The organism is Roseovarius sp. (assembly GCF_965228755.1).
In the GTDB taxonomy this organism is placed as follows: Bacteria; Pseudomonadota; Alphaproteobacteria; order Rhodobacterales; family Rhodobacteraceae; genus Roseovarius.
The window spans coordinates 456,428-477,631 of record NZ_CBDDIG010000008.1 but is presented as its reverse complement, the minus strand read 5'-3'; the positions used below and the strand labels follow the sequence as shown (position 1 = coordinate 477,631).

The 21,204-nt window shown below is 66.4% G+C and carries 16 protein-coding genes; 7 read left to right on the top strand and 9 right to left on the bottom strand.

Annotated features, from left to right (window positions below; translation table 11 throughout):
• Positions 1–47: 47 nt before the first annotated feature.
• Complete coding sequence (locus ACO07J_RS16120) at positions 48–1,049, top strand: polyprenyl synthetase family protein (protein WP_422030782.1); 1,002 nt, start codon at positions 48–50, stop codon at positions 1,047–1,049.
• Positions 1,050–1,053: 4 nt separating this feature from the next.
• Here ACO07J_RS16120 and ACO07J_RS16115 read toward each other — a convergent pair whose 3' ends face one another.
• The 3 genes from ACO07J_RS16115 to ACO07J_RS16105 form a co-directional block, all read right to left on the bottom strand.
• On the bottom strand, positions 1,054–1,899 hold the full coding sequence (locus ACO07J_RS16115) for a 4-(cytidine 5'-diphospho)-2-C-methyl-D-erythritol kinase (protein ID WP_422030780.1): 846 nt from the start codon (positions 1,897–1,899) through the stop codon (positions 1,054–1,056).
• A complete protein-coding gene (locus ACO07J_RS16110; RefSeq protein ID WP_422030778.1) occupies positions 1,886–3,604 on the bottom strand; it encodes a tetratricopeptide repeat protein in 1,719 nt (572 codons plus the stop codon). Before ACO07J_RS16110 ends, ACO07J_RS16115 begins: the two co-directional genes overlap by 14 nt.
• A gap of 115 nt (positions 3,605–3,719) precedes the next feature.
• Entirely contained in the window at positions 3,720–5,366 is a 1,647-nt protein-coding gene (locus ACO07J_RS16105; RefSeq protein WP_422030776.1) for a 4Fe-4S dicluster domain-containing protein, read from the bottom strand.
• A gap of 267 nt (positions 5,367–5,633) precedes the next feature.
• Between ACO07J_RS16105 and greA the strand changes: the two genes are divergently transcribed.
• The 3 genes from greA to ACO07J_RS16090 all read left to right on the top strand — a co-directional run bounded on the left by greA (position 5,634) and on the right by ACO07J_RS16090 (position 7,678).
• Positions 5,634–6,104: a transcription elongation factor GreA gene (greA, locus tag ACO07J_RS16100; RefSeq protein WP_422030774.1), complete on the top strand. Its 471-nt coding sequence runs from the start codon at positions 5,634–5,636 to the stop codon at positions 6,102–6,104.
• Positions 6,105–6,116: 12 nt separating this feature from the next.
• Positions 6,117–7,139, top strand: a complete 1,023-nt coding sequence (locus ACO07J_RS16095) for a hypothetical protein (RefSeq protein WP_422030772.1) — start codon at positions 6,117–6,119, stop codon at positions 7,137–7,139.
• Positions 7,140–7,222: 83 nt separating this feature from the next.
• A complete protein-coding gene (locus tag ACO07J_RS16090) occupies positions 7,223–7,678 on the top strand; it encodes a universal stress protein (protein WP_422030770.1) in 456 nt (151 codons plus the stop codon).
• A 15-nt stretch (positions 7,679–7,693) separates the two neighbouring features.
• On the opposite strand, the gene ACO07J_RS16085 is transcribed toward ACO07J_RS16090, so the two are convergent.
• Positions 7,694–10,315, bottom strand: a complete 2,622-nt coding sequence (locus ACO07J_RS16085; protein WP_422030768.1) for a Hint domain-containing protein — start codon at positions 10,313–10,315, stop codon at positions 7,694–7,696.
• 205 nt (positions 10,316–10,520) lie between these two features.
• Positions 10,521–11,462 carry a hydrogen peroxide-inducible genes activator gene (locus ACO07J_RS16080; RefSeq protein WP_422030766.1) on the bottom strand — a complete coding sequence of 314 codons (942 nt, stop codon included), beginning with the start codon at positions 11,460–11,462 and terminating at the stop codon, positions 10,521–10,523.
• 235 nt (positions 11,463–11,697) lie between these two features.
• On the opposite strand from ACO07J_RS16080, the gene katG reads away from it, so the two are divergent.
• Positions 11,698–13,872, top strand: coding sequence for a catalase/peroxidase HPI (gene katG / locus ACO07J_RS16075; RefSeq protein ID WP_422030764.1), 2,175 nt, complete (start codon positions 11,698–11,700; stop codon positions 13,870–13,872).
• Positions 13,873–13,996: 124 nt separating this feature from the next.
• Here the strand turns inward: katG and ACO07J_RS16070 are convergent, their stop codons facing one another.
• Positions 13,997–14,347 (bottom strand): hypothetical protein, encoded by a 351-nt coding sequence (locus tag ACO07J_RS16070; RefSeq protein WP_422030762.1) that lies wholly within the window; start codon positions 14,345–14,347, stop codon positions 13,997–13,999.
• Positions 14,348–14,435: 88 nt separating this feature from the next.
• Between ACO07J_RS16070 and ACO07J_RS16065 the strand changes: the two genes are divergently transcribed.
• Positions 14,436–14,687, top strand: a complete 252-nt coding sequence (locus tag ACO07J_RS16065; RefSeq protein ID WP_300891526.1) for a DUF7218 family protein — start codon at positions 14,436–14,438, stop codon at positions 14,685–14,687.
• 256 nt (positions 14,688–14,943) lie between these two features.
• Here ACO07J_RS16065 and ACO07J_RS16060 read toward each other — a convergent pair whose 3' ends face one another.
• The 3 genes from ACO07J_RS16060 to ACO07J_RS16050 all read right to left on the bottom strand — a co-directional run bounded on the left by ACO07J_RS16060 (position 14,944) and on the right by ACO07J_RS16050 (position 19,358).
• Positions 14,944–15,939, bottom strand: coding sequence for an alcohol dehydrogenase catalytic domain-containing protein (locus tag ACO07J_RS16060; protein WP_422030760.1), 996 nt, complete (start codon positions 15,937–15,939; stop codon positions 14,944–14,946).
• A 5-nt stretch (positions 15,940–15,944) separates the two neighbouring features.
• Positions 15,945–16,826, bottom strand: a complete 882-nt coding sequence (locus ACO07J_RS16055; protein ID WP_422030758.1) for a fatty acid desaturase family protein — start codon at positions 16,824–16,826, stop codon at positions 15,945–15,947.
• 186 nt (positions 16,827–17,012) lie between these two features.
• Positions 17,013–19,358, bottom strand: coding sequence for an ATP-dependent helicase (locus ACO07J_RS16050; RefSeq protein ID WP_422030756.1), 2,346 nt, complete (start codon positions 19,356–19,358; stop codon positions 17,013–17,015).
• A 596-nt stretch (positions 19,359–19,954) separates the two neighbouring features.
• Between ACO07J_RS16050 and ACO07J_RS16045 the strand changes: the two genes are divergently transcribed.
• Positions 19,955–21,136, top strand: coding sequence for an alpha-hydroxy acid oxidase (locus tag ACO07J_RS16045; protein WP_422030754.1), 1,182 nt, complete (start codon positions 19,955–19,957; stop codon positions 21,134–21,136).
• Positions 21,137–21,204: the final 68 nt, after the last annotated feature.

Sequence of the window (21,204 nt, the reverse complement as noted above, 5' to 3'; positions counted from 1 at the left end):
ATAAGGCGAGGGGGCACGGTTTGTCGAGCCGTGTGATGGTGAGTTGAATGGGACTGGATCACGCCTCTACCAAACCACACGAGGAACTCGCGCGCCATCTCGCGGGGCGGCTCGAGGCGGTCAACACCCTGATCCGTGAACGCATGGCCTCACGCCACGCGCCCCGCATCCCCGAGGTCACCGCACACCTGGTCGAGGCGGGCGGCAAGCGGCTGCGGCCCATGCTGACGCTGGCGACGGCCGACATGTGCGGCTATGACGGCGAATTCGACATCAACCTCGCCGCCACGGTCGAATTCATCCACACCGCCACCCTTTTGCATGACGACGTGGTCGACGAAAGCCAGCAGCGCCGCGGCCGGCCCACGGCGAACCTGCTGTGGGACAACAAGTCCAGCGTGCTGGTGGGCGACTACCTCTTCGCGCGGGCCTTCCAGCTGATGGTCGAAACCGGCAACCTGCGGGTGCTCGACATCCTGTCCAACGCGGCCGCCACCATTGCCGAGGGCGAGGTGCTGCAGCTCAGCGCCGCCCGCGACCTGCGCACCGACGAGGATATCTACCTCCAGGTCGTGCGCGGCAAGACGGCGGCGCTGTTCTCGGCCGCGACCGAGGTGGGCGGCGTGATCTCGAACGCCGGCGAAGACCGGATCGGCGCACTCTACGATTACGGCGACGCGCTCGGCATCGCCTTCCAGATTGCCGACGACCTGCTCGACTACCAGGGCGACGCCAAGGCCACCGGCAAGAATGTCGGCGACGATTTCCGCGAGCGCAAGCTGACCCTGCCGGTGATCAAGGCCGTGGCGGGTGCCACGGACGAGGAACGCGCCTTCTGGAAACGCACCATCGAGAAGGGCGACCAGCGCGACGGCGACCTCGAGGAAGCGCTCGCCATCCTCGCCCTCCACGACGCGCTCGACCGCACCCGCGACGACGCGCTCGCCTGGGCCGAACGCGCCAAGACGGCCATGGCCAAAGTGCCGGAGCACGAGGTGCGGCGGATGTTGATCGACCTGGCGGATTACGTGGTCGCGCGCCTGACCTGAGCGGTCAGCCGAACAGGTTCGGCGCGTTCAGCCGCGTCGCCCGCACCCACCACGACGGAAAGCTTTCCTGCAACCGTCCGGCCGCCGACCCGGCGGTTTCCGCATCGTGGTAGATCCCGAAACACGTCCCGCCCGAGCCGGACATGCGCGCCAGCTGACAGCCCGGCGTCCGCTCCAGCGTCTCGAACACCTGCCGAATCACCGGCTCGGCCTCGATCGCCGGTTCCTGCAGGTCGTTGCGCATCCCGCGCAGCCAGTCGATCAGCTCCGCCGACGTCTCGAACGACGGCATCTCGGCAGGCATCGGGCGGTTGACCTTGTGCCGCAACCGCTTGAACACCTCCGCCGTCAGAACCGGCAGGCCCGGATTCACCAGCACGGCATCCAGCGGCGGCAGGTTCGGCACCGGCGTCACCGTCTCGCCGATCCCGGTCACCCGCGCCGCATCCGATTGCAGGCACAGCGGCACGTCGGCGCCCAGCTCGATCCCGTCGCCCGGCACCGGCTTGCCGGAAAACCCCGACAGCACCCGCAGCGTCGCCGCCGCGTCGCCGGACCCGCCGCCAAGGCCGGCCGCATTCGGCAGGTGCTTCTCCAGCCGGATATCCGCGTTGATCCGCATCATCCGCGCCGCCCGCAGCACCAGGTTGCTCTCGTCCGCCGGCACGCCCTCGGCCATCGGCCCCTCGACCGTCAGGCGATAGTCGCCCGGCATGGTGATGGTCATGCGGTCGCCGATATCGGCGAACATCGCCAGCGAATCGAGCGTGTGAAACCCGTCCTCGCGCTGGCCGGTCACGTGTAACGTCAGGTTGACCTTTGCCGGAACAAAGGCCTCAACCACCGTCATCGACGATCTCCAGCGCCGGCGCGCCCTCTTCCTCCAGCACCACGTCCAGCCCCACCTCGAGCTTGCGGCGGATGCGGTCGGGCTTGATATCGGGCGACGGCTTCTCCTGGTCGACGAAGGACAACGCACGCTTCCACTGGAACTCCGCCTCGTTCCTGCGCCCCACGGCCCACAGAACGTCGCCCAGGTGATCGTTCACCACCGGGTCCACCGGCATCAGCTCGGCGGCGCGTTCCATGTGGTCCACGGCCTCTTCGTAGCGGCCCAGCCGGTACAGCACCCAGCCCAGGCTGTCGACGATATAGCCGCTGTTGGGCTGCTTGGCGACGGCACGCTCGATCATGTCCAGCGCTTCGTCCAGCTTGATCTGCTTCTCGACCAGCGAATAGCCCAGGTAGTTCAGCACCTGCGGCTGTTCCGGGTTCAGCTCCAGCGCCCGGCGGAAATCGGATTCCGCCTTCTCCCACTCGCCCAGCCGCTCGTAACAGATCGCCCGGGCATAATGCACGAACCACTGTTCCTCGGCATCCTCGGAAAACCGGTCGAGCGCGCGTTCATAGGCGGCCGCGGCGTCGCCGAACCGCTCGAGCTGGCGGTACAGGTCGCCGGCCGACACGTGCACCATCGGCAGCTCGGGATGCGACTCCGACAATTGTTCCAGAACCTCCACGGCGGCATCGCTCCGGTCGTCGCGGCGCAGCGCTTCGGCCCGGCCCATCTCGGCGGCGGTGAAGGAGGGGTGATCGCGCGGCACCGACTTGTAGGTATCGGTCGCCAGCTGGTAGCGCCCCAGCGCCTCGAACAACTCGGCCGTCATCATCACGGCATCGATATGCTCGGGGTTGAGATACTGGGCCACGCGCGAATACAGCAGGACGTAATCCTCGCTCGTGTCCGAGACCAGCGCCCGGCCCAGCGAAAAGAACACCTCCGCCACGCCATCGGCGGCGCCGGAGATCAGCGAGAAGGGCACCCGCTCGTCCGCCACCAGCTTCTCGCGCAGCTGGCTGATTTCCGGGTCGAGGTCGGCCCCGAACGCATCGTCGATCAGCGCCACCGCCTCGTCGTTGCGCTCGAGCTGGCTGAGAATCTCGGCCCAGGCCACCGTGCCCCGGCGGGTGCGCTGCATCGGGCCGTCCGACTTGCCCGCGAAAATCTGCTCGGCAGCCTCGAAATCACCGACCGAAGCCAGCGCCAGCGCCTTGTGATAGATGGCGAAGCTGCGCAGCCCCTTCTCGGCGGCCACCTCGTCGAAATGCTCCAGTGCGGCGCTCATGTCGCCCATGCCAAGCTGCGCCCACGCCGCGATCAGCCCGTCGGCCAGCGAGCCGATCCCGTGTTCCTGCTCGAACCGTTCGAGCAGGTCGTCATACGCCTCGCGCTTCACCTCGTCCGCCACCAGCACCATGAAGGCGACCTGGCTCAACAGCTCGTCATCCTCGATCTTCCGCGCGATGGGAATGGCCTGGTCGAACTGGCCCAGCGACACATGGGCCACGACCGCGCTTTCCAGGATGGCCGGATTCGACTGATCCTCGGCCAGCGCCTTGGTGAAATACTCGGCGGCGGCGATATAGTCGTTGTCGAGGCTGGCCTGGCGGGCGGCAAGATACGAGCCCACCGCCTCGTCGGCCGAGGCGGCCTGTGCGCCCCCCTGCAAAAGGGCGGCTGCGAGTGCGAGTACCGAGAGCGTTGTACGAGTCACGGGGTTGCCTGCCTTCTATAGCTCCTGTTGCCGCCCAAACGTAGACTGCCGGCCCGGCCAAGGCAATCCGGGGCAGGCGGTTTGCCGCGCCCCGGCCGATCACGATTTCAACGGCTCACATGTTCGGATAGTTCGGCCCGTCGCCCCCCTGCGGCGTGACCCACTTGATGTTCTGGGGCGGGTCCTTGATGTCGCAGGTCTTGCAGTGCACGCAGTTCTGGAAGTTGATCACGAACTCCGGCCCGCTCTCCTTCTCGACCACCTCGTATACCCCGGCGGGGCAATAGCGCTGCGCCGGCTCGTTGAACTTGGGCAGGTTGTGCGCGATCGGAATACTCGGATCCATCAGCCGCAGGTGACAGGGCTGGTTTTCCTCGTGGTTGGTCATCGAGAAGCTGACATTGGTCAGCCGGTCGAAGCTCAGCTTGCCGTCGGGCTTGGGATAGTTGATCACCTTGTGCTTGTCGGCAGGCTCGGTCGCCTCGGCATCGGTCTTGCCATGGCCCAGCGTGCCGAACAGCGAAAAGCCCAGCGTGTTGGTCCACATGTCCAGCCCGCCAAGGCTGAGGCTGGCCAGAAGGCCGTATTTCGACCACAGCGGCTTGACGTTGCGGACCTTCTTTAGGTCCTTGCCGATCGGGCCCTCGCGCACCTCGGTCTCGTAATCGGTCAACTCGTCGCTGGCCCGGCCGGCCTCGATCGCGGCATGGGCCGCCTCGGCCGCGGCCATCCCAGACAGCATCGCGTTGTGGTTGCCCTTGATCCGCGGCACGTTGACCATGCCCACCGAACAGCCCAGCAGCGCCACGCCCGGCGCCACCATCTTCGGCATCGACTGGTACCCGCCCTCGGTGATCGCCCGGCCGCCATAGGCCACGCGCTTGCCGCCTTCCAGCAGCTCCTTCACCATCGGGTGATGCTTGAAGCGCTGGAACTCCATGTAGGGATACAGGTTCGGGTTCTTGTAATTCAGGTGAACCACGAACCCCACGTAGACCTGGTTGTTGTCGAGGTGGTAGATGAACGACCCGCCCCCGGCGTTCGAGCCCAGCGGCCAGCCCATCGTGTGGGTCACGCTGCCGGGCTTGTGCTTGGCCGGGTCAATCTCCCAGATCTCCTTCATGCCAAGGCCGAATTTCTGCGGCTCCTTGCCCTTCGACAGGTCGTACTTGGCGATCACCTCCTTCGACAGGCTGCCGCGCACGCCTTCCGACAGGAAGACATACTTGCCATGCAGCTCCATCCCCGGCTCGTAGGACGGGCCCGGCGTACCGTCGGGGTTCTTGCCGAACTCGCCGGCCACCACGCCCTTCACCTCGCCGTTCTCGCCATAGATCACTTCCGAGCACGCCATGCCCGGGAACACCTCGACGCCCAGCGCCTCGGCCTGCTCGGCCATCCAGCGACAGACATTGCCCATCGACACGACGTAATTGCCGTGGTTGTTCATCAGCGGCGGCATCGGGAAGTTGGGAATGCGGATCTTGCCCGCCTCGCCCAGCATGAAGAAATTGTCGTCCTTCACCGGCACGTTCAGCGGCGCGCCCTTTTCCTTCCAGTCCGGGATCAGCTTGTTCAGGCCGCACGGGTCGAGCACGGCGCCCGACAGGATATGCGCACCCACTTCCGAGCCCTTCTCCAGCACCACCACCTCACGCGAGGGGTCGAGCTGCTTCAGCCGGATCGCCGCGGACAGGCCCGCCGGGCCCGCCCCCACGATCACGACATCGTATTCCATGGCTTCGCGTTCGATCTCGGACATCTGTCTTCCTTCCAAAGGCGCGGCACGCGGCCGCCGGAATTCGCTCCGCACGTGGTTATCGTCTCGGAAACGCCCGCGTCAATTGGAACACGACGTTAGAGATGGTTAAAAACGGCAAATTGCCGCGATTCGGGTCACGTAATGCCCGCGCCGCCCGCATCCGCTATTGCAAAGTCCGGCGCCCTCGGGGCAATCTGTCGCGACATCTGAAACGGGAATAGGCCGGGGCCGACACGCGCGGCCCCGTCAGTATGAAGGGCACTCCGAATGGAAAAAATCCCGATGACACGCAAGGGCTACGAGGCCATCGAAGCCGAGCTGAAACAGCTCAAGTCGGTGGAACGCCCTGCCATCATCAAGGCGATCTCCGAGGCGCGCGAGCATGGCGACCTGTCGGAGAATGCCGAGTATCATTCCGCCAAGGAGAAGCAATCCTTCATCGAGGGCCGGATCAAGGAGCTCGAGGGCGCGATCAGCCTCTCCGACGTGATCGACCCCGCCAAGCTGTCCGGGCCGATCAAGTTCGGCGCCACCGTCACGCTGGTCGACGAGGACACCGACGAGGAAAAGACCTACCAGATCGTCGGCGAATACGAGGCGAGCATTGAAAAAGGCCTGCTGAACATCAAATCGCCCATTGCACGGGCCTTGATCGGCAAGGAAGAGGGCGACAGCGTCGAGGTAAGCACGCCCGGTGGCGACAAGGCCTACGAAGTGCTAAAGATCGCCTATATCTAGCAGGTCCAGACCATGGCCGACCGTCAACAGACCCCGCCCACGCCGCTGGGGATCTACGACAAGTCACGCAGCGAACGGGTCACGGGGGTCGAGGTGGCCGCCGCGGCCCTCTCTGTCGTCTGGCTGGTCCTGGCGGCGGCGTTCTTCCTGTTCATGGATACCGGCGCGCTGACCGGCGGCGCCGGCGGCGCGGTGTGGTTCATCCTCGTGATGCTGGTGGTCTTCATGCCCGTGGCGATGATCTGGGTTGCGGCCACCGCCGCGCGCTCCTCCCGGATGATGCGCGAGGAAAGCCAGCGGCTGCAGGTGGCCGTCGACGCCATGCGCCACGCCTACATCACCCAGAGCCAGAACCGCAACGCCGTCAGCGAGCCGTCGGTGACCAAGAAGCTCGAGGAAATCGCCGCCGCCCAGCGCAAGACCGAAACGGCGCTCGCCACCTTTTCCTCGACCCGCCACGCGCTCGCCCCGCCGCAGGCCCCCAAACAGATCGAGGCCGCCTCGCCCCAGGGCGAGGACCAGGTCGCCCTGCCCCTCGGCACCCCGGCCGAGGACATGCAGCCGCCGCTGGCCAGCTCCGATTTCATCCGCGCCCTCAACTTTCCCGAAACCGCCGAGGACAAGGAAGGCTTCGCCGCCCTGCGCCGCGCGCTCAAGGACCGGCCCACCGCCCAGCTGATCCAGGCGGCGCAGGACGTGCTCACCCTGATGTCGCATGACGGCATCTACATGGACGACCTCCGCCCCGACCTCGCCCGCCCCGAGGTCTGGCGCCGCTTCGCCGCCGGCGAACGCGGCCGCTCCATCGCCCAGCTTGGCGGCATCCGCGACCGCGCGTCCCTGGCGCTCACCGCCGCGCGCATGAAGAACGACCCGATCTTCCGCGACGCCGTCCACCACTTCCTGCGGATCTTCGACCGGATGATCTCGGCCTTCACCGAAACCGCCAGAGATTCCGACCTGACCGAGCTGTCGAACACCCGCACGTCGCGCGCCTTCATGCTGCTCGGGCGGGTCACCGGCACCTTCGACTGACGCGCGCAAACCGGCGCCGCGTTTCCTGATATTGCCAGCACCCGGTCTTCCGGGCATCATGCCCCCGGGCGAGGAGAGAGACCATGCGCAAGTTTCTTGTGGTTCTGGACGACAGCAAGGAGTGCCTGAACGCCATGCGCTTCGCGGCGATGCGCGCGGCCCATACCGGCGCGGGGGTCGAGGTTCTGGCGGTGATCCCGCCCGAGGAATTCAACCACTGGATCGGCGTCGGCGACATCATGCGGGAAGAGGCGCGCGAGCGCATCCACGCCCATTTCGAGGTCTTCGCCAAGTGGATGCGCGACAAGCAGGGGGTCGACCCGGAACTGGTCATCCGCGAGGGCGAACCGGTGACCGAGATCATGGCCCAGGTCCAGGAAGACCCCGAAATCGGCGTCCTCGTCCTTGGCGCCGGCACCGACAAGAAGGGCCCCGGCCCGCTCGTCACCCAGCTGTCGAAGAACTCCGGCACGCTGACCATCCCGCTGACCATCGTGCCCGGCGACCTGTCCAAGGAACGGCTCGAGGCGATCACGTAAGGGCCGGGGGCCGGCCTACCTCACCCCGACCCGCTTGCGCTGCATCGTGTCGTAATCCCGCAAAAGCCGCGCCTCGTAGCGCTTCAGGCAATGCCGCGCCGTATCGCCCATGTGCCGCGGCGCGCTCCGCAGCTCCGGGAACAGCCCGAACAGCTCCTCCCGCGCCTCCTCGCAGATCGCGCTCAGGCCCACATCCCCGGCATGGAAACTCTCTGTCGCGATCCCCTCGGCATAGATCACCTCGTGATGGTCGAACATCACGTGGATATAGGTCACCTCCGGCATCTCCCTGACCTTCACGTCGGCATCGTCGACAAGATGCTTCGCCGCCACCAGAACCTCGTCCTGCCCGAACAGCAGCTGCGCCTGGTAGCCCGCGAACAGGATCCGGTGCTGCGGCGACACCAGAAGGCCCGTGCGCGAGCCGTCCATCACGTTCGGCGCCACCCAGACCGGCGCGAACCGGCCCCGCCCCGGCACCGTCCGCTTGCCGATCCACCGGATCGGCCGCAAGCCGCTGTCCCGCGTCACCACCCGGTCGCCGATCTTCAGGCTCTCGATCGGCCGCTCGCCGACCTCGGTCAGGATCCTGGTGCCGGGCGTGAAACAGATGATGTTCTCGATCTCCGAGAACTCCACGAACGTCCCGTCGGCCATCGTGAAATTGCCCGACAGCCCGGCCGCGTTGTCATCGGTGTTGGTAAAGGTGATGTCGTCATAGGTCACGTCCGGCGTCAGGACCAGCGTGTCACCGCCCGTCTCGTCCCCCTCGCCGCCGGTGATGGAGATCGAATCGTTGCCCGTGCCCGTGGTGTCCAGATCGGCCAGCTCGAACCGGTCGTCGCCGTCGCCGCCCTCCACCGTGTCGCCCTGGTCGACGGTGATCGTGTCGTTCCCGGCCCCGCCAAACACAAGGTCCGCCCCGTCGCCACCGTCAAGCACATCGCCGCTCGTGTCGGTATCGCTGCCACCCGCGATCCCAGTCACCGTCCCGGTGACATTGTCCACCAGAAGGTCCGTCCCCCCGGTGTTGACGATCTCGATGGTGATCGGCTGGCCGTTCAGGCTCGGGTCGGAATAGCCGTCGGTTGAGACCGTCACGGTCTCCAGCCCGTCGATATCCCCGGTCGTCCCGCTCTGCGTCCCGATCAGCGTATCGCCGGCATAGATGTTGACCGTGTAGCTCACCGACCCGGCATAGGTCGCATCGCCCAGGTCGACGTTGAACTCGTAGGTCTCCCCGTCGGTATATTCCTGCGACAGCGTCTGGCTCAGCGTGTCGCCATTGGCATAGAGGAAGGCGACGTTGCTGCCGTCGATGTCGCTCTCGTCGATCTGGCCCGACGTGGGATTGAAATCCCCCACTTCCGTGCCGCTCGTCTCCCAGCCCGGCGTGCCCTCCGACCAGCCACCGTCGCCATGGCTCGTCTGCTCGAAACTGCTGTTGACGATCTCGATCTCGGCGGTCCCCGTGGTCAGCGTATCGTCACCGCCCAGGATCGTGTCGTTCCCCGCCCCGCCGCTGATCTCGTCCGAGCCGAGGTTGCCGACAAGGTAATCGTCCCCCGCGCCGCCCTCGATCGTGTCGTCGCCATCGCTCCGGCCCTGCGCGGTGAAATGCACGTCGGTGACCCAGATCACCTGCCCGCTGCCGCCAAGCTGGTCGTAATCCACCTCGACATAGGCCACCGGCCCCTCGATCTCGACCAGCAACGAACCGTTGGCCCCGGTCGAGCTCTGCGATCCCTCGCCATCGACAAGGATATCCGGCCCGGTCTCGCTCACCCCCTGGTAGGTGACCGTCACGTCAAGCTGGTTGCCCTCCTCGTCATAGGCCCGGATGGTGATCCCGTCCTCCCAGCCGCCGCTGCTGCCCGACTGGTCGACATCGTTGATCCGAAAGCTGACATCGGTGACCTCGTCCTCGAAGCCCGACCCCTCGACCGCCGAGAAATCCATCCGCAGCGTCGCGGTATCCCCCGTGGTGCCACCCCCGCGCAGTTCAACCGACGAATTGCCGTCGAACGGCTCGCCCGTGCCCACGTACTGGCCCGTCGTCGTCTCGACATTGGCGCTCTGGCCGTTGCCCTCGTCGGTATAGGTGACGGTGACGTCGATGCCGCCGGTATCCTGCGTGAACCCGGTGCCGATGCTCTGGCCGTCACTGCCCGCCGCACTCCAGTCGAGGAACAGCTCGGTATCCTCGGCCGTGATCCCGCCGGTGATCGTGTCGTCGCCCTCGCCGCCGATCAGGCTGTCACCACCCCCGCCGCCATCCAGCGAATCGTTCCCCGCGCCGCCGTCGATCGTGTCGGCGCCGTCCTCGCCGTCCATCACGTCCGCGCCGCCCGTGCCGTCCAGCACGTCGCCACCACCCCCGCCATAGGCGAACATGAAGTAATCGAGCTGCGTGCCGCCGCCGAGATTAGCATCCGTCCCGGTCACCCCGGCCTCGCCCACGGTGAAGCTGTCCGTCCCGTCGCTGATGGTGATCACGCCGGTCGCGGCGTCCACATCCACCGAATAGCCCGGCGGCAGCGCCGAGAAATCCAGCCCGTGCCCGGCCGCGCCTTCGCTGATCCCTGACCAGAAAGCGGCGCTGTCCCAATTCTCTGTCGTGACCACATAGACGGTCATGGCGGTCCTCGAATACGTCTGTGCCACCCCGACACCGGTGTCCCGGCATCAGGCCGACGGGCAAAACCCGCTTGTTTGAAAGGCTTGGGGCTGCTCGCTCCCGCCTCGCTCCGGCCGGGTCCGCAATCGCGACGGGGCATGGCCCCGGCACCACGCTCCGGCCGGTTTCAGTCATCCTGAGAATTAGAGGCGAATTGGGGGTAAATTATGGATCAATCTGGGAGAAACTATGGTCCGCCGCCGCCTGTGCCTTTTTCTGCTCCTCCCCGGCCCGGCCCACCACCTCGGCGATGCGCTGCAACTGCGGCGCCAGCGGGCTCGACCGCCGCCAGATCATCCCCACCGTCCGCGACGGCTCCGGCTTGCCGAACCGCGCCACCGACACATCGGCCGATCGTGTCTCGACCGGCACCGCCATCTCGGGGATCAGCGTGACGCCAATGCCCGAGCCCACCATCTGCACCAGCGTCGACAGCGACGACCCGTCCAGCCCGTCCCCCGGCACCGCCGGCCGGATATTGCAGAACGACAGCGCCTGGTCGCGGAAACAATGCCCCTCCTCCAGCAGCAACAGCCGCATCCGCGCCAGGTCCTCGGCCCTCGGCACCGGCTGCCCCGCCTCGGCGCCCGGCCTGACCAGCATGAACGACTCGTCGAACAGCGCCACCTCCGCCAGCCCCGGCTCGGAAATCGGCAGCGCCACGATCGCCGTGTCCAGCCGCCCGTCCAGCAACTCCCTTATCAGCCGGTCGGTCAGCGTCTCGCGCACATGGATGTCGATCCCCCGGTGCGTCTCCGACAGCGCCCGGATCACCCGCGGCAACAGGTAGGGCGCGATCGTCGGAATCACCCCGATCCGCAGCCGCCCGATCAGCTTGTCCTCGCTCGCCCGCGCCAGGTCCTCCAGTTCGTCCACCGACCGCAAGATCTCCTGCACCCGGTCCGCGAACCGCTCGCCCAACGCGGTCAGCCGCACCTGCCGCGCCCCCCGCTCGAACAGCTGCGCGCCGATATCCTCCTCCAGGTCACGGATCTGCACCGACAAGGCCGGCTGCGACACCGCACAGGCCTCCGCCGCCCGCCCGAAATGGCCATGCCGCGCCAGCGCCTCGAAATATTTCAGCTGTCTCAGGGTGATGTTCGCCATAACAAAAAATTATCGCCACAATCCGAAAATTCAACTTAAATCAATCGAACGGATTTGTTAGAACCATTCCAGAATCTGGAGGGGAGGACCGATAACAGAGCCCCGGCAAAACCCTGCCGGCTGTCAGCATTCTGACATGAATCCCCTGTTATCTCCCGATCCCGACAGGCCAGATATTCCCGGGCCGGGGCCCCTGCCCCGATCCCAAACGACAAAGCCACCGATGGAGAGAGCTATGGATGGAAATGACATGAAATCGACCGGCAAGTGCCCGGTCATGCACGGCGGGATGACCCATACGGGCGTCAGCGTCACGGATTGGTGGCCCAGCTCCCTCAACTTCGACATCCTGCACCAGCACGATGCCAAGACCAACCCGATGGGCCCCGATTTCAACTACCGCGACGAGCTCAAGAAGCTCGACGTCGAGGCGCTCAAGAAAGACGTGGCCGACCTGATGACCGACAGCCAGGACTGGTGGCCGGCCGATTTCGGCCATTACGGCGGCCTGATGATCCGCATGGCGTGGCACTCGGCCGGCTCCTACCGCCTCGCCGACGGCCGCGGTGGCGGCGGCGCCGGCAACCTGCGCTTCGCCCCCCTGAACTCCTGGCCCGACAACGGCAACCTCGACAAGGCCCGCCGCCTGCTCTGGCCGGTCAAGAAAAAGTACGGCAACAAGGTTTCCTGGGCCGACCTGATGATCCTCGCCGGCACCATGGCCTATGAAACCATGGGGCTGAAAACCTTCGGCTTCGCCTTCGGCCGCGAAGACATCTGGCACCCCGAGAAAGACACCTACTGGGGCGCCGAGAAGGAATGGCTCGCCCCCTCGGACGAGCGCTACGACGATGTCGGCCAGCCCGACTCGATGCAGAACCCGCTCGCGGCCGTGCAGATGGGCCTGATCTACGTGAACCCCGAGGGCGTCAACGGACAACCCGACCCGCTCAAGACGGCGGCACAGGTCCGCGAGACCTTCGCCCGGATGGCCATGGATGACGAGGAAACCGCCGCGCTCACCGTCGGCGGCCATACCGTCGGCAAATGCCACGGCGCGGGCGACGCCGCAACGCTGGGCGCCGAACCCGAAGGCGCCGATCTCGAGGCGCAGGGCTTCGGCTGGCTCAACCCCAACCTCGGCGGCTCGGCCAACAAGGCCATCACCTCGGGGATCGAGGGCGCCTGGACGACCAACCCGACCGTGTTCGACGACGGCTACCTCAAGATGCTCTTCAACCACGAGTGGGAGCTCAAGAAGTCGCCCGCCGGCGCCAACCAGTGGGAACCGGTCGAGATCGCCGAAGAGGACAAGCCGCGCGACGCGACCGACCCCTCGATCCGGCACAACCCGATCATGACCGATGCCGACATGGCCATGAAGATGGACCCGACCTATCGCGCCATCTGCGAAAAGTTCATGGCCGACCCGGAGTATTTCCGCGACACCTTCGCCCGCGCCTGGTTCAAGCTGACCCACCGCGACATGGGCCCCAAGGCCTGCTACATCGGCCCCGACGTGCCGGCAGAAGACCTGATCTGGCAGGATCCGATCCCCGCCGGCCCGGTCAACTACGACATCGGCGCCGTCAAGCGGACGATCGCGGCCAGCGGCCTGTCGCTCTCCGAGATGGTCTCGACGGCATGGGACAGCGCCCGCACCTATCGCGGCTCCGACAAGCGCGGCGGCGCCAACGGCGCGCGCATCCGGCTCGCCCCCCAGAAGGACTGGGAAGGCAACGAGCCCGAGCGTCTGCAGCGCGTCCTCTCGACCCTGCAGCCGATCGCCGACGAATACGGCGCCTCGCTCGCCGACGTGATCGTGCTGGCCGGTAACGTGGGCGTCGAACAGGCGGCCAAGGCGGCGGGCTACACCGTCTCCGTGCCCTTCTCTCCGGGCCGCGGCGACGCCACCGCCGAGATGACCGACGCCGACAGCTTCGACGCGCTCGAACCGCTGGCCGACGGTTTCCGCAACTGGCTGAAGGACGACTATTCCGTCAGCCCCGAGGAACTGCTGCTCGACCGCTCGCAACTCCTCGGGCTCACCGCGCCGGAAATGACCGTCCTGCTCGGCGGCATGCGGGTCATGGGCACCAACCACGGCGGCACCAAGCACGGTGTCTTCACCGATCGCGAAGGTGCGCTGACCACGGATTTCTTCGTCAACCTGACCGACATGGGCAACAAGTGGGTTGTCGTCGAGGGCGGCCCCTACGAGATCCGCAACCGCAAGACCGACGACCTGCTCTGGACGGCGACCCGCGTCGACCTCGTCTTCGGCTCCAACTCGATCCTGCGCTCCTACGCCGAGGTCTACGCCCAGGACGACAACGACGAGAAGTTCGTCCGCGACTTCGTCGCCGCCTGGACCAAGGTGATGAACGCCGACCGCTTCGACATCGCCTGATCCGTCACCGGATCGTCAGAACAACAAGCGCGGCCGGGGAACCCCGGCCGCGTTTTTCGTTTGCCCATGATGGACGGTGCCAACTCACCATGCTCCAGGTACTCGAATCCGCCTTCCCGTACGATCACACCACCATCCGAAGGTCTTTTGCCGTCCACCCGGCCTCACCGGCCAGGGCCTCGAAATCCTCGTGGTTCCCGTCCCTGACCTGGACCAGGATAAAGCGGACCCGCTCGAGGAAATCCCGCTCCCGCCCCGGCTCGCACACGTCCACGGCACTCGACCTGTCGAAAATCCCTCTCACCTCCGCCCACCTGCCGCGATCCAGAACCGCCTCGACCTCCCGGATCAACGCCTCCAGCTCTCCCGCCTGCGCAAGCCTCGTCCCCTCGACGAATACAATCTCCTCGAGGCTGTCCCCGAGTATCTCGAGGTCCTCATGAAAACAGCCGACAAGGCTTTCCAACCGCTCCATCCGTCCCGCCTTTCCCGTCAAAACCGCACCGGAACCAACCTTGCCCGCTCGCGTTACCCCTTCAACCCCCCACCAAAGGAGCCACCCCATGCCCAACCCGAGCATCAAGGACGAAGACACGTACCAGGAACTCCGCGATCAGGGCTACTCCAAGGAAAAATCCGCCCGCATCGCCAACGCCCAGGCCAATGACAAGCAGAAACCCTCGAAGAAAGGCGGCAAGAACCCGCCCTACGAGGACTGGACCAAGGACGAGCTCTACGACAAGGCCCAGGAGATCGGCGTCGAGGGCCGCAGCGACATGACCAAGGACGAGTTGATCAAAGCCCTCCGCGGCTGACCCTCACCGGCGCCGGGGCCAGAGCCGGGGAGCGTCCACGCCACCGCCCCCCGGTTTCATCTTTCTAGAAACACTCACTTTTTCGTCCGACCCATAGGGTGGGTGAAACCCACCACCTGGCCACCCGAAACCACCCGCCCCGGCCTCTCTACGCCCGGGCGACACCCCCGGCTTTCATCTTTCCGAAAATACTCACTCACGACGCCCGCCAAAAGCGCCACGCCCGACCCGTGGGGCGGATGCCAACCCACCGCCCCTACCCGATCCGCAGCGTGACCTTCCCCACCGCCTGCCCGCTCTCGAGCAACCCATGCGCCTCCCCGGCCCGGTCCAGGTCGAACGTCTCGGCATGCTGAACCCGCAGCTTGCCATCGGCCACCAGCCCCAACGCCTCCCGCACGATCCCCGCCTGCCGCCGCAGGGCCCCTTCCAGCCCCAGCCACATCGGCGTCAGCATCATCACGTTCAGGATATCGAGGTTCATGTTGTAGGCCGTGACATCCCCGTCATCCGGCGCCACCCCCATCAGCGTGACCACCCGGCCATAGGCCGCCATCGCCCCGTAAGTCCGCGTCATCACCTCTTCGCCCACGTTGTCCAGCGCCACGTTCAGCCCGCCCGACCACGCCCGCGCGGCCGCCACGAAATCCGTCTCGCGGTAATTGATCGCCAGCTCCACCCCGAACCCTTCGACAAGCCGCGCCTTCTCCGGCCCGCTCACCGTCGCCGCCACCTTTGCCCCGCGCAACGCCGCCAGCTGCACCGCCATGTGCCCCGTACCACCCGCGCCGGCATGGATCAGCACGTGCTCCCCCTCGGCCAGCCTTGCCCGTTCATCAAGCGCTTCCCACCCGGTGATCGCCACCAGCGGCAGCGCGGCGGCGGTCAGGTCATCCACCCCATCCGGCACCTTCGCCAACTGCCACTCCGGCACCACGGCAGCCTCGGCATAGGTCCCCGGCGTGCCCCCGATCCCGCCATTGCAGAAACACACCCGGTCGCCCACGGCGACCTCCGTCACCTCCGGCCCGACCGCCTTGACCACGCCCATCCCGTCATGCCCCGGCACGAACGGCCCGGCGTCGATATACCCGCCCAACTGCCGGAAAAACGTATCCGCCGGGTTCAGCGCCGCGGCCCGCAGCTCCACCAGCACGTCCCCCGGCCCCCCGGGCCAGGCCAGTGCCACGTCCTGCAGCTTCATGACCTCCGGCCCGCCCTTGCCGGTGATAACCACAGCCTTGACCTTCATGACATTCACTCCGCCGGATGCGCGCCCGGCGGATGCTCGTTCGCCGGGTCGGGCCAGATCCCCTCGATCCGCACGTTGTTCCGCTCCAGCAGCGGCCGCATCTCGTCGAAGACAGGCTTGTAACGGTAATAGGGCACGCTCGGCGCCATGTGGTGGATCAGGTGGTAATTCTGCCCCTGCAACAGCACATTGGCCCCGGGAAACAGCGACACCCGCGTGTTCCGGTACCGCCCCGTCTCGGTATGGTCATGGTGCGGCGTCCAGGTGAAGAAGGTCAGCATCACCGTCTGCCCCACCCACCACGGCACGAACCACAGCAACAGCACCTCTTTCCAGTACCCGGCCACCACCGCCCCGATCACCGCGGCGCTGTAGATCGCGAAGGTCACGAAGGTATAGACCACCTCCCGCTTCGGGCATCCGAACCGCCGGCACTCCCGGTACTGCGCCACCGGGTTGAAATAGTTGATCAGCGCCACCGGCAACTTGACGAAGATCCACACCGGGAACGATCCCTTGGCATAAAGATCCGGATCGCTCGCCTCGTTCGTATGCGCGTGATGCGCCATGTGCTGCCGCCGGTGCTGGTGATAGAACAGCCACAGCGGCGCACAGGCCAGCGTCCCGGCCACCGTATCGACCCAGCGCAACCCCTTCCGGCGCGAGCTGATATTGGCATGCACCGCCTCGTGCGCGACCGTGTAGATCCCGTAGATAAACACCGTGTTCGCCACCATCCCGGCCCAAATCGGGATATGCCCGGCCAGCGTCAGCCACGTGGCGGCAATGGCAAAGGCGAACATCCCCGCCTCCAGCCACAAGGTCCGCCCACCGAAATCCGGCGTGTGCCGGCGGGCAATCTCGAATTCCTCGCGTACGGTCGACATGCTCACCCTCCGATTGACGCGCCATCATGCGCCACCGGGGCCGCCTTTGCATTGATCCCGATCAAACCGCCCGCGCGGCACCCGGTCCAGGGTATCTCAACCCCCGCCGCTCCTGTAAGGAAAACTTTATTCACGCGCTCGAACAACGGACGTAGCGTGGGTGCCACCGCACCGCACCACACCACCTCAAAACGGAATATCATCCGCCCCGGTGACGAACTTGGCGACCACCTTCTTCACCCCCGCCTTCTCGAAATCGATCTCCAGCTTGTCGCCCTCGATCGCGATGATCGCCCCGTAACCGAACTTTTGGTGAAACACCCGCTCGCCCACCGTATGGCTGCTCACCGCCTGCGCATCGATCACGCTCGCCTTCGATTCCCGCGGCTGGCTCAGCGGCCGCTGCCCGGCCCGCGCCTGCAACCGCCGCCATCCGGGCGAGTTATACCCGTCCGCCTCCGCCGCCCGCGTCTCGATCCCGCTGCCGCCCAGCCCGGCGGCGCCATAGCCCCCGCCATACAAACCCGGCGGCGTCAGCACGTCGACATGTTCCTCCGGCAATTCGTCGATGAACCGCGACGGCATCTGGCTCTGCCACTGCCCGTACACCCGCCGGTTCCCGGCAAAGGAGATCGTGCACAGCTCCTCGGCCCGCGTGATCCCCACGTAAGCCAGCCGCCGCTCTTCCTCGACCCCCTTCAGCCCGCTCTCGTCCATCGAGCGTTGCGACGGAAACAACCCGTCCTCCCAGCCCGGCAGGAACACGGCCGGAAACTCCAGGCCCTTGGCGGCGTGCAGCGTCATGATCGACACCTTCTCGCCCTGCTCCTCGCTTTCGTTGTCCATGATCAGGCTGACATGTTCCAGGAACCCCTGCAGGTTCTCGAACCCTTCCAGCGCCTTCACCAGTTCCTTGAGGTTCTCCAGCCGCCCCGGCGCCTCGGGTGTCTTGTCGTTCTGCCACATCTCGGTATAGCCGCTCTCGTCAAGCACGACCTCGGCCAGCTCGATATGGCTCATGCTCGGGTCCCCGGCCATCCGGCCCCAGCGCCGCAAGCCCTCGATCAGCTTCGACAGCTCCGCCGCCCCCTTGCCGGCAATCCCCTTCTCCTCCAGCAGGATCGCGGCGCCCTCCACCAGCGAAACGCCATTCCGCCGCGCCGTCACCTGGATCTTCTGCTGCGCCTTGTCCCCCAGCCCCCGCTTCGGCGTGTTCACCACCCGCTCAAACGCCAGGTCATCCGCCGGAGAAACCACCAGCCGGAAATAGGCCATCGCATCGCGGATCTCCATCCGCTCGTAGAAGCGCGGCCCCCCGATCACCCGGTAGGGCAACCCGATCGTCAGGAACCGATCCTCGAACGCCCGCATCTGGTGGCTCGCCCGCACGAGAATCGCCATCTCGTCCAGCGAAAACGGCCGCATCCCCCGCGTCCCGCCCTGCATCGACTCGATCTCCTCGCCGATCCAGCGCGCCTCTTCCTCGCCATCCCAATGGCCGATCAGCCGAACCTTCTCGCCCTCGTCGACCTCGGTCCACAGCTCCTTGCCAAGCCGCCCCTTGTTGCCGGAGATCACGCCCCCGGCGGCGGCCAGGATATGCGGCGTCGAGCGGTAATTCTGCTCCAGCCGCACCACGGTGGCACCTGGAAAATCCTTCTCGAACCGCAGGATGTTGCCCACCTCGGCGCCCCGCCAGCCATAGATCGACTGGTCGTCATCGCCCACGCAACAGATATTCTTGTGCCCCCCGGCCAGAAGCCGCAGCCACAGATACTGCGCCACGTTGGTATCCTGGTACTCGTCCACCAGGATGTACCGGAACCACCGCTGATACTGCTTCAGCACGTCCTCGTGGGTCTGGAAAATCACCACCATGTGCAACAGCAGGTCGCCGAAATCGACCGCGTTCAGCTCGCGCAGCCGCTCCTGGTACTGACGGTACAGCGCCATGCCCTTCCCGTCATAGGCCGAGGCCTCCCCGGCCGGCACCTTCTCCGGCGTCCACGCCCGGTTCTTCCAGTGGTCGATCACCCCGGCCAGCTGCCGTGCCGGCCAGCGCTTGTCGTCGATCCCCGCCGCCTGCACCAGCTGCCTCAACAGCCGCAACTGGTCATCCGTATCGAGGATCGTGAAGTTCGACTTCAAATCCACCAGCTCCGCATGCCGCCGCAAAAGCTTCACGCAGATCGAGTGGAACGTGCCCAGCCACGGCATCCCCTCCACCGTCTCGCCCAGCAGCCGGCCCACGCGCAGCTTCATCTCCCGCGCCGCCTTGTTGGTGAAGGTCACCGACAATATCTCGTTGGGCCGCGCCCGCCCGGTGTTCAGCAGATGCACCAGCCGCGTCGTCAGCGCCTTGGTCTTCCCCGTCCCGGCGCCCGCCAGCATCAGCACAGGGCCATCCAGCGCCTCCACCGCCTCCCGCTGCGCGGGGTTGAGGTCATCCAGGTACGGCGCGGGCCGTGCCGCCATCGCGCGGGCGGCCAGCGAAGCGCCCTCGAAGGCGTCGGACTCGTCGAAACTGCTCATGCCCCCAGAATAGCGCGCAACGCCACCGAGGGAAAGCCGATGTTCTCCAAGTGTTCCGCCCGTCGCCGATGAATTTTTCCACGCATCGCCCCGGCCCACGGAACAGCCCGTCGCCAACCTCTCCAACCCTCACTCCGCACCCGCTTCTTCTTGGCAAAAATATCCAATCCCCCGCCCGCCACGGGCGCCACCCCGCCGGGCATCCAGCCCCCTTTCCGCCCACCCGTTTTCCGCGCGGAAAACGATATGGAAAATGCGCATTTTCCAGCCCCGGAATATGCGCAAATTCCGCGCCACCCCACCTCTCCACCCGCGCCGGAAAATTCGAATTTTCCGACCCGGAATTTTCCAAAATTCCGCCCCCGCCCCGTTGCGCCCGCCACAACATCTCGCCCGTTGCGCCCGGTACGCCACATCAACCCTTCGCCCCACAGACCCGGACACCGACGCGATACCGACAAAATACCGACGTGATACCGACGTCCAAATCCCTTCAAAACAACGCCGTTAACCATGATTCGCGCCGCATCGCAGAAACCGCCGCCGTCACCATTCCCTCTTCCGCCCCCCGCCGCCGCTTGCTATCGCTCTCTCCCATGAGCCTCGACACCGCATATCCCGCCCTCTCCGACCTGCGCGCCCGCGCCCGCCGCCGCCTGCCGCATTTCGTCTGGGAATTTCTCGACAGCGGCACCGGAACCGAGGCCACCACCCGCCGCAACCGCACCGGCCTCGACGCGGTGCAGCTCATGCCCTCCATCCTCCATGGCGAGATCGAGTGCTCCACGGAAATCCCTTTCCTCGGAACCACTTACGGCCTCCCCGCGGGCATCTCGCCGGTCGGCATGTCGGGCCTCGTCTGGCCCGATGCCGAGCGCCACCTCGCCCGCGCCGCGGCCGCCGCCAACATCCCCTACGGCCTCTCCACCGTCGCCAGCCAGACCCCCGAGGATGTCGCCCCCGTGCTGGGCGATCACGGCTGGTTCCAGATGTACCCGCCCCGCGACCCCGAGATCCGCACCGACATGCTGAAACGCGCGAAAGCCGCCGGCTTCCGCACCCTGATCCTCACCGTCGACGTCCCCGTGGGCTCCCGCCGCGAACGCCAGGTCCGCTCCGGCCTGACCCAGCCGCCCCGGATCACCCCCCGCCTTCTCGCCCACATCGCCACCAGCCCCGCCTGGGCCTTCGGCATGGCGAAACGCGGGATGCCAAGGATGCGAATGATCGACGATTATGCCCCCAATACCAAGGGCTTGCCCTCGAACAAGCACGCGGGCTACCTGCTGCGAACCTCCCCCGACTGGGACTACCTGCGCTGGCTCCGCGACGCGTGGGAGGGGCCCTTCATCGTCAAGGGCGTGCTCAACCCCGACGACGCGCAACGCCTCGAGAAAGAAGGCGTCGACGCGCTCTGGGTCTCCAACCATGCCGGCCGCCAGTTCGACGCGGCGCCCGCCACCATCGACGCCCTGCCGCTGGTCCGCGCCGCCACCTCGCTGCCGCTGGTCTTCGACGGCGGCGTCGAGGGCGGGCTCGACATCCTGCGCGCCATCGCGCTCGGCGCCGATTACGTGATGATGGGCCGCGGCTGGCACTATGCGCTGGCCGCCCTCGGCCCCACCGGCCCCGGCCACCTCGCCCAGATCCTCAAATCCGACCTTCAGGCCAACATGGGCCAGCTCGGCATCCGCACCCTCGAGGAGGTGCGCAACCGGGTGGTCGCCCCGTCCGACACCCCTCCAAGGTCCGCCCTGCAACCCCCGCCAACCTCCTGATATATCATCACTTCCCCGGCGCCGGACCGGGTAATTCCCCCTCCCCGATCGGGCAGGAATTCTCGCGA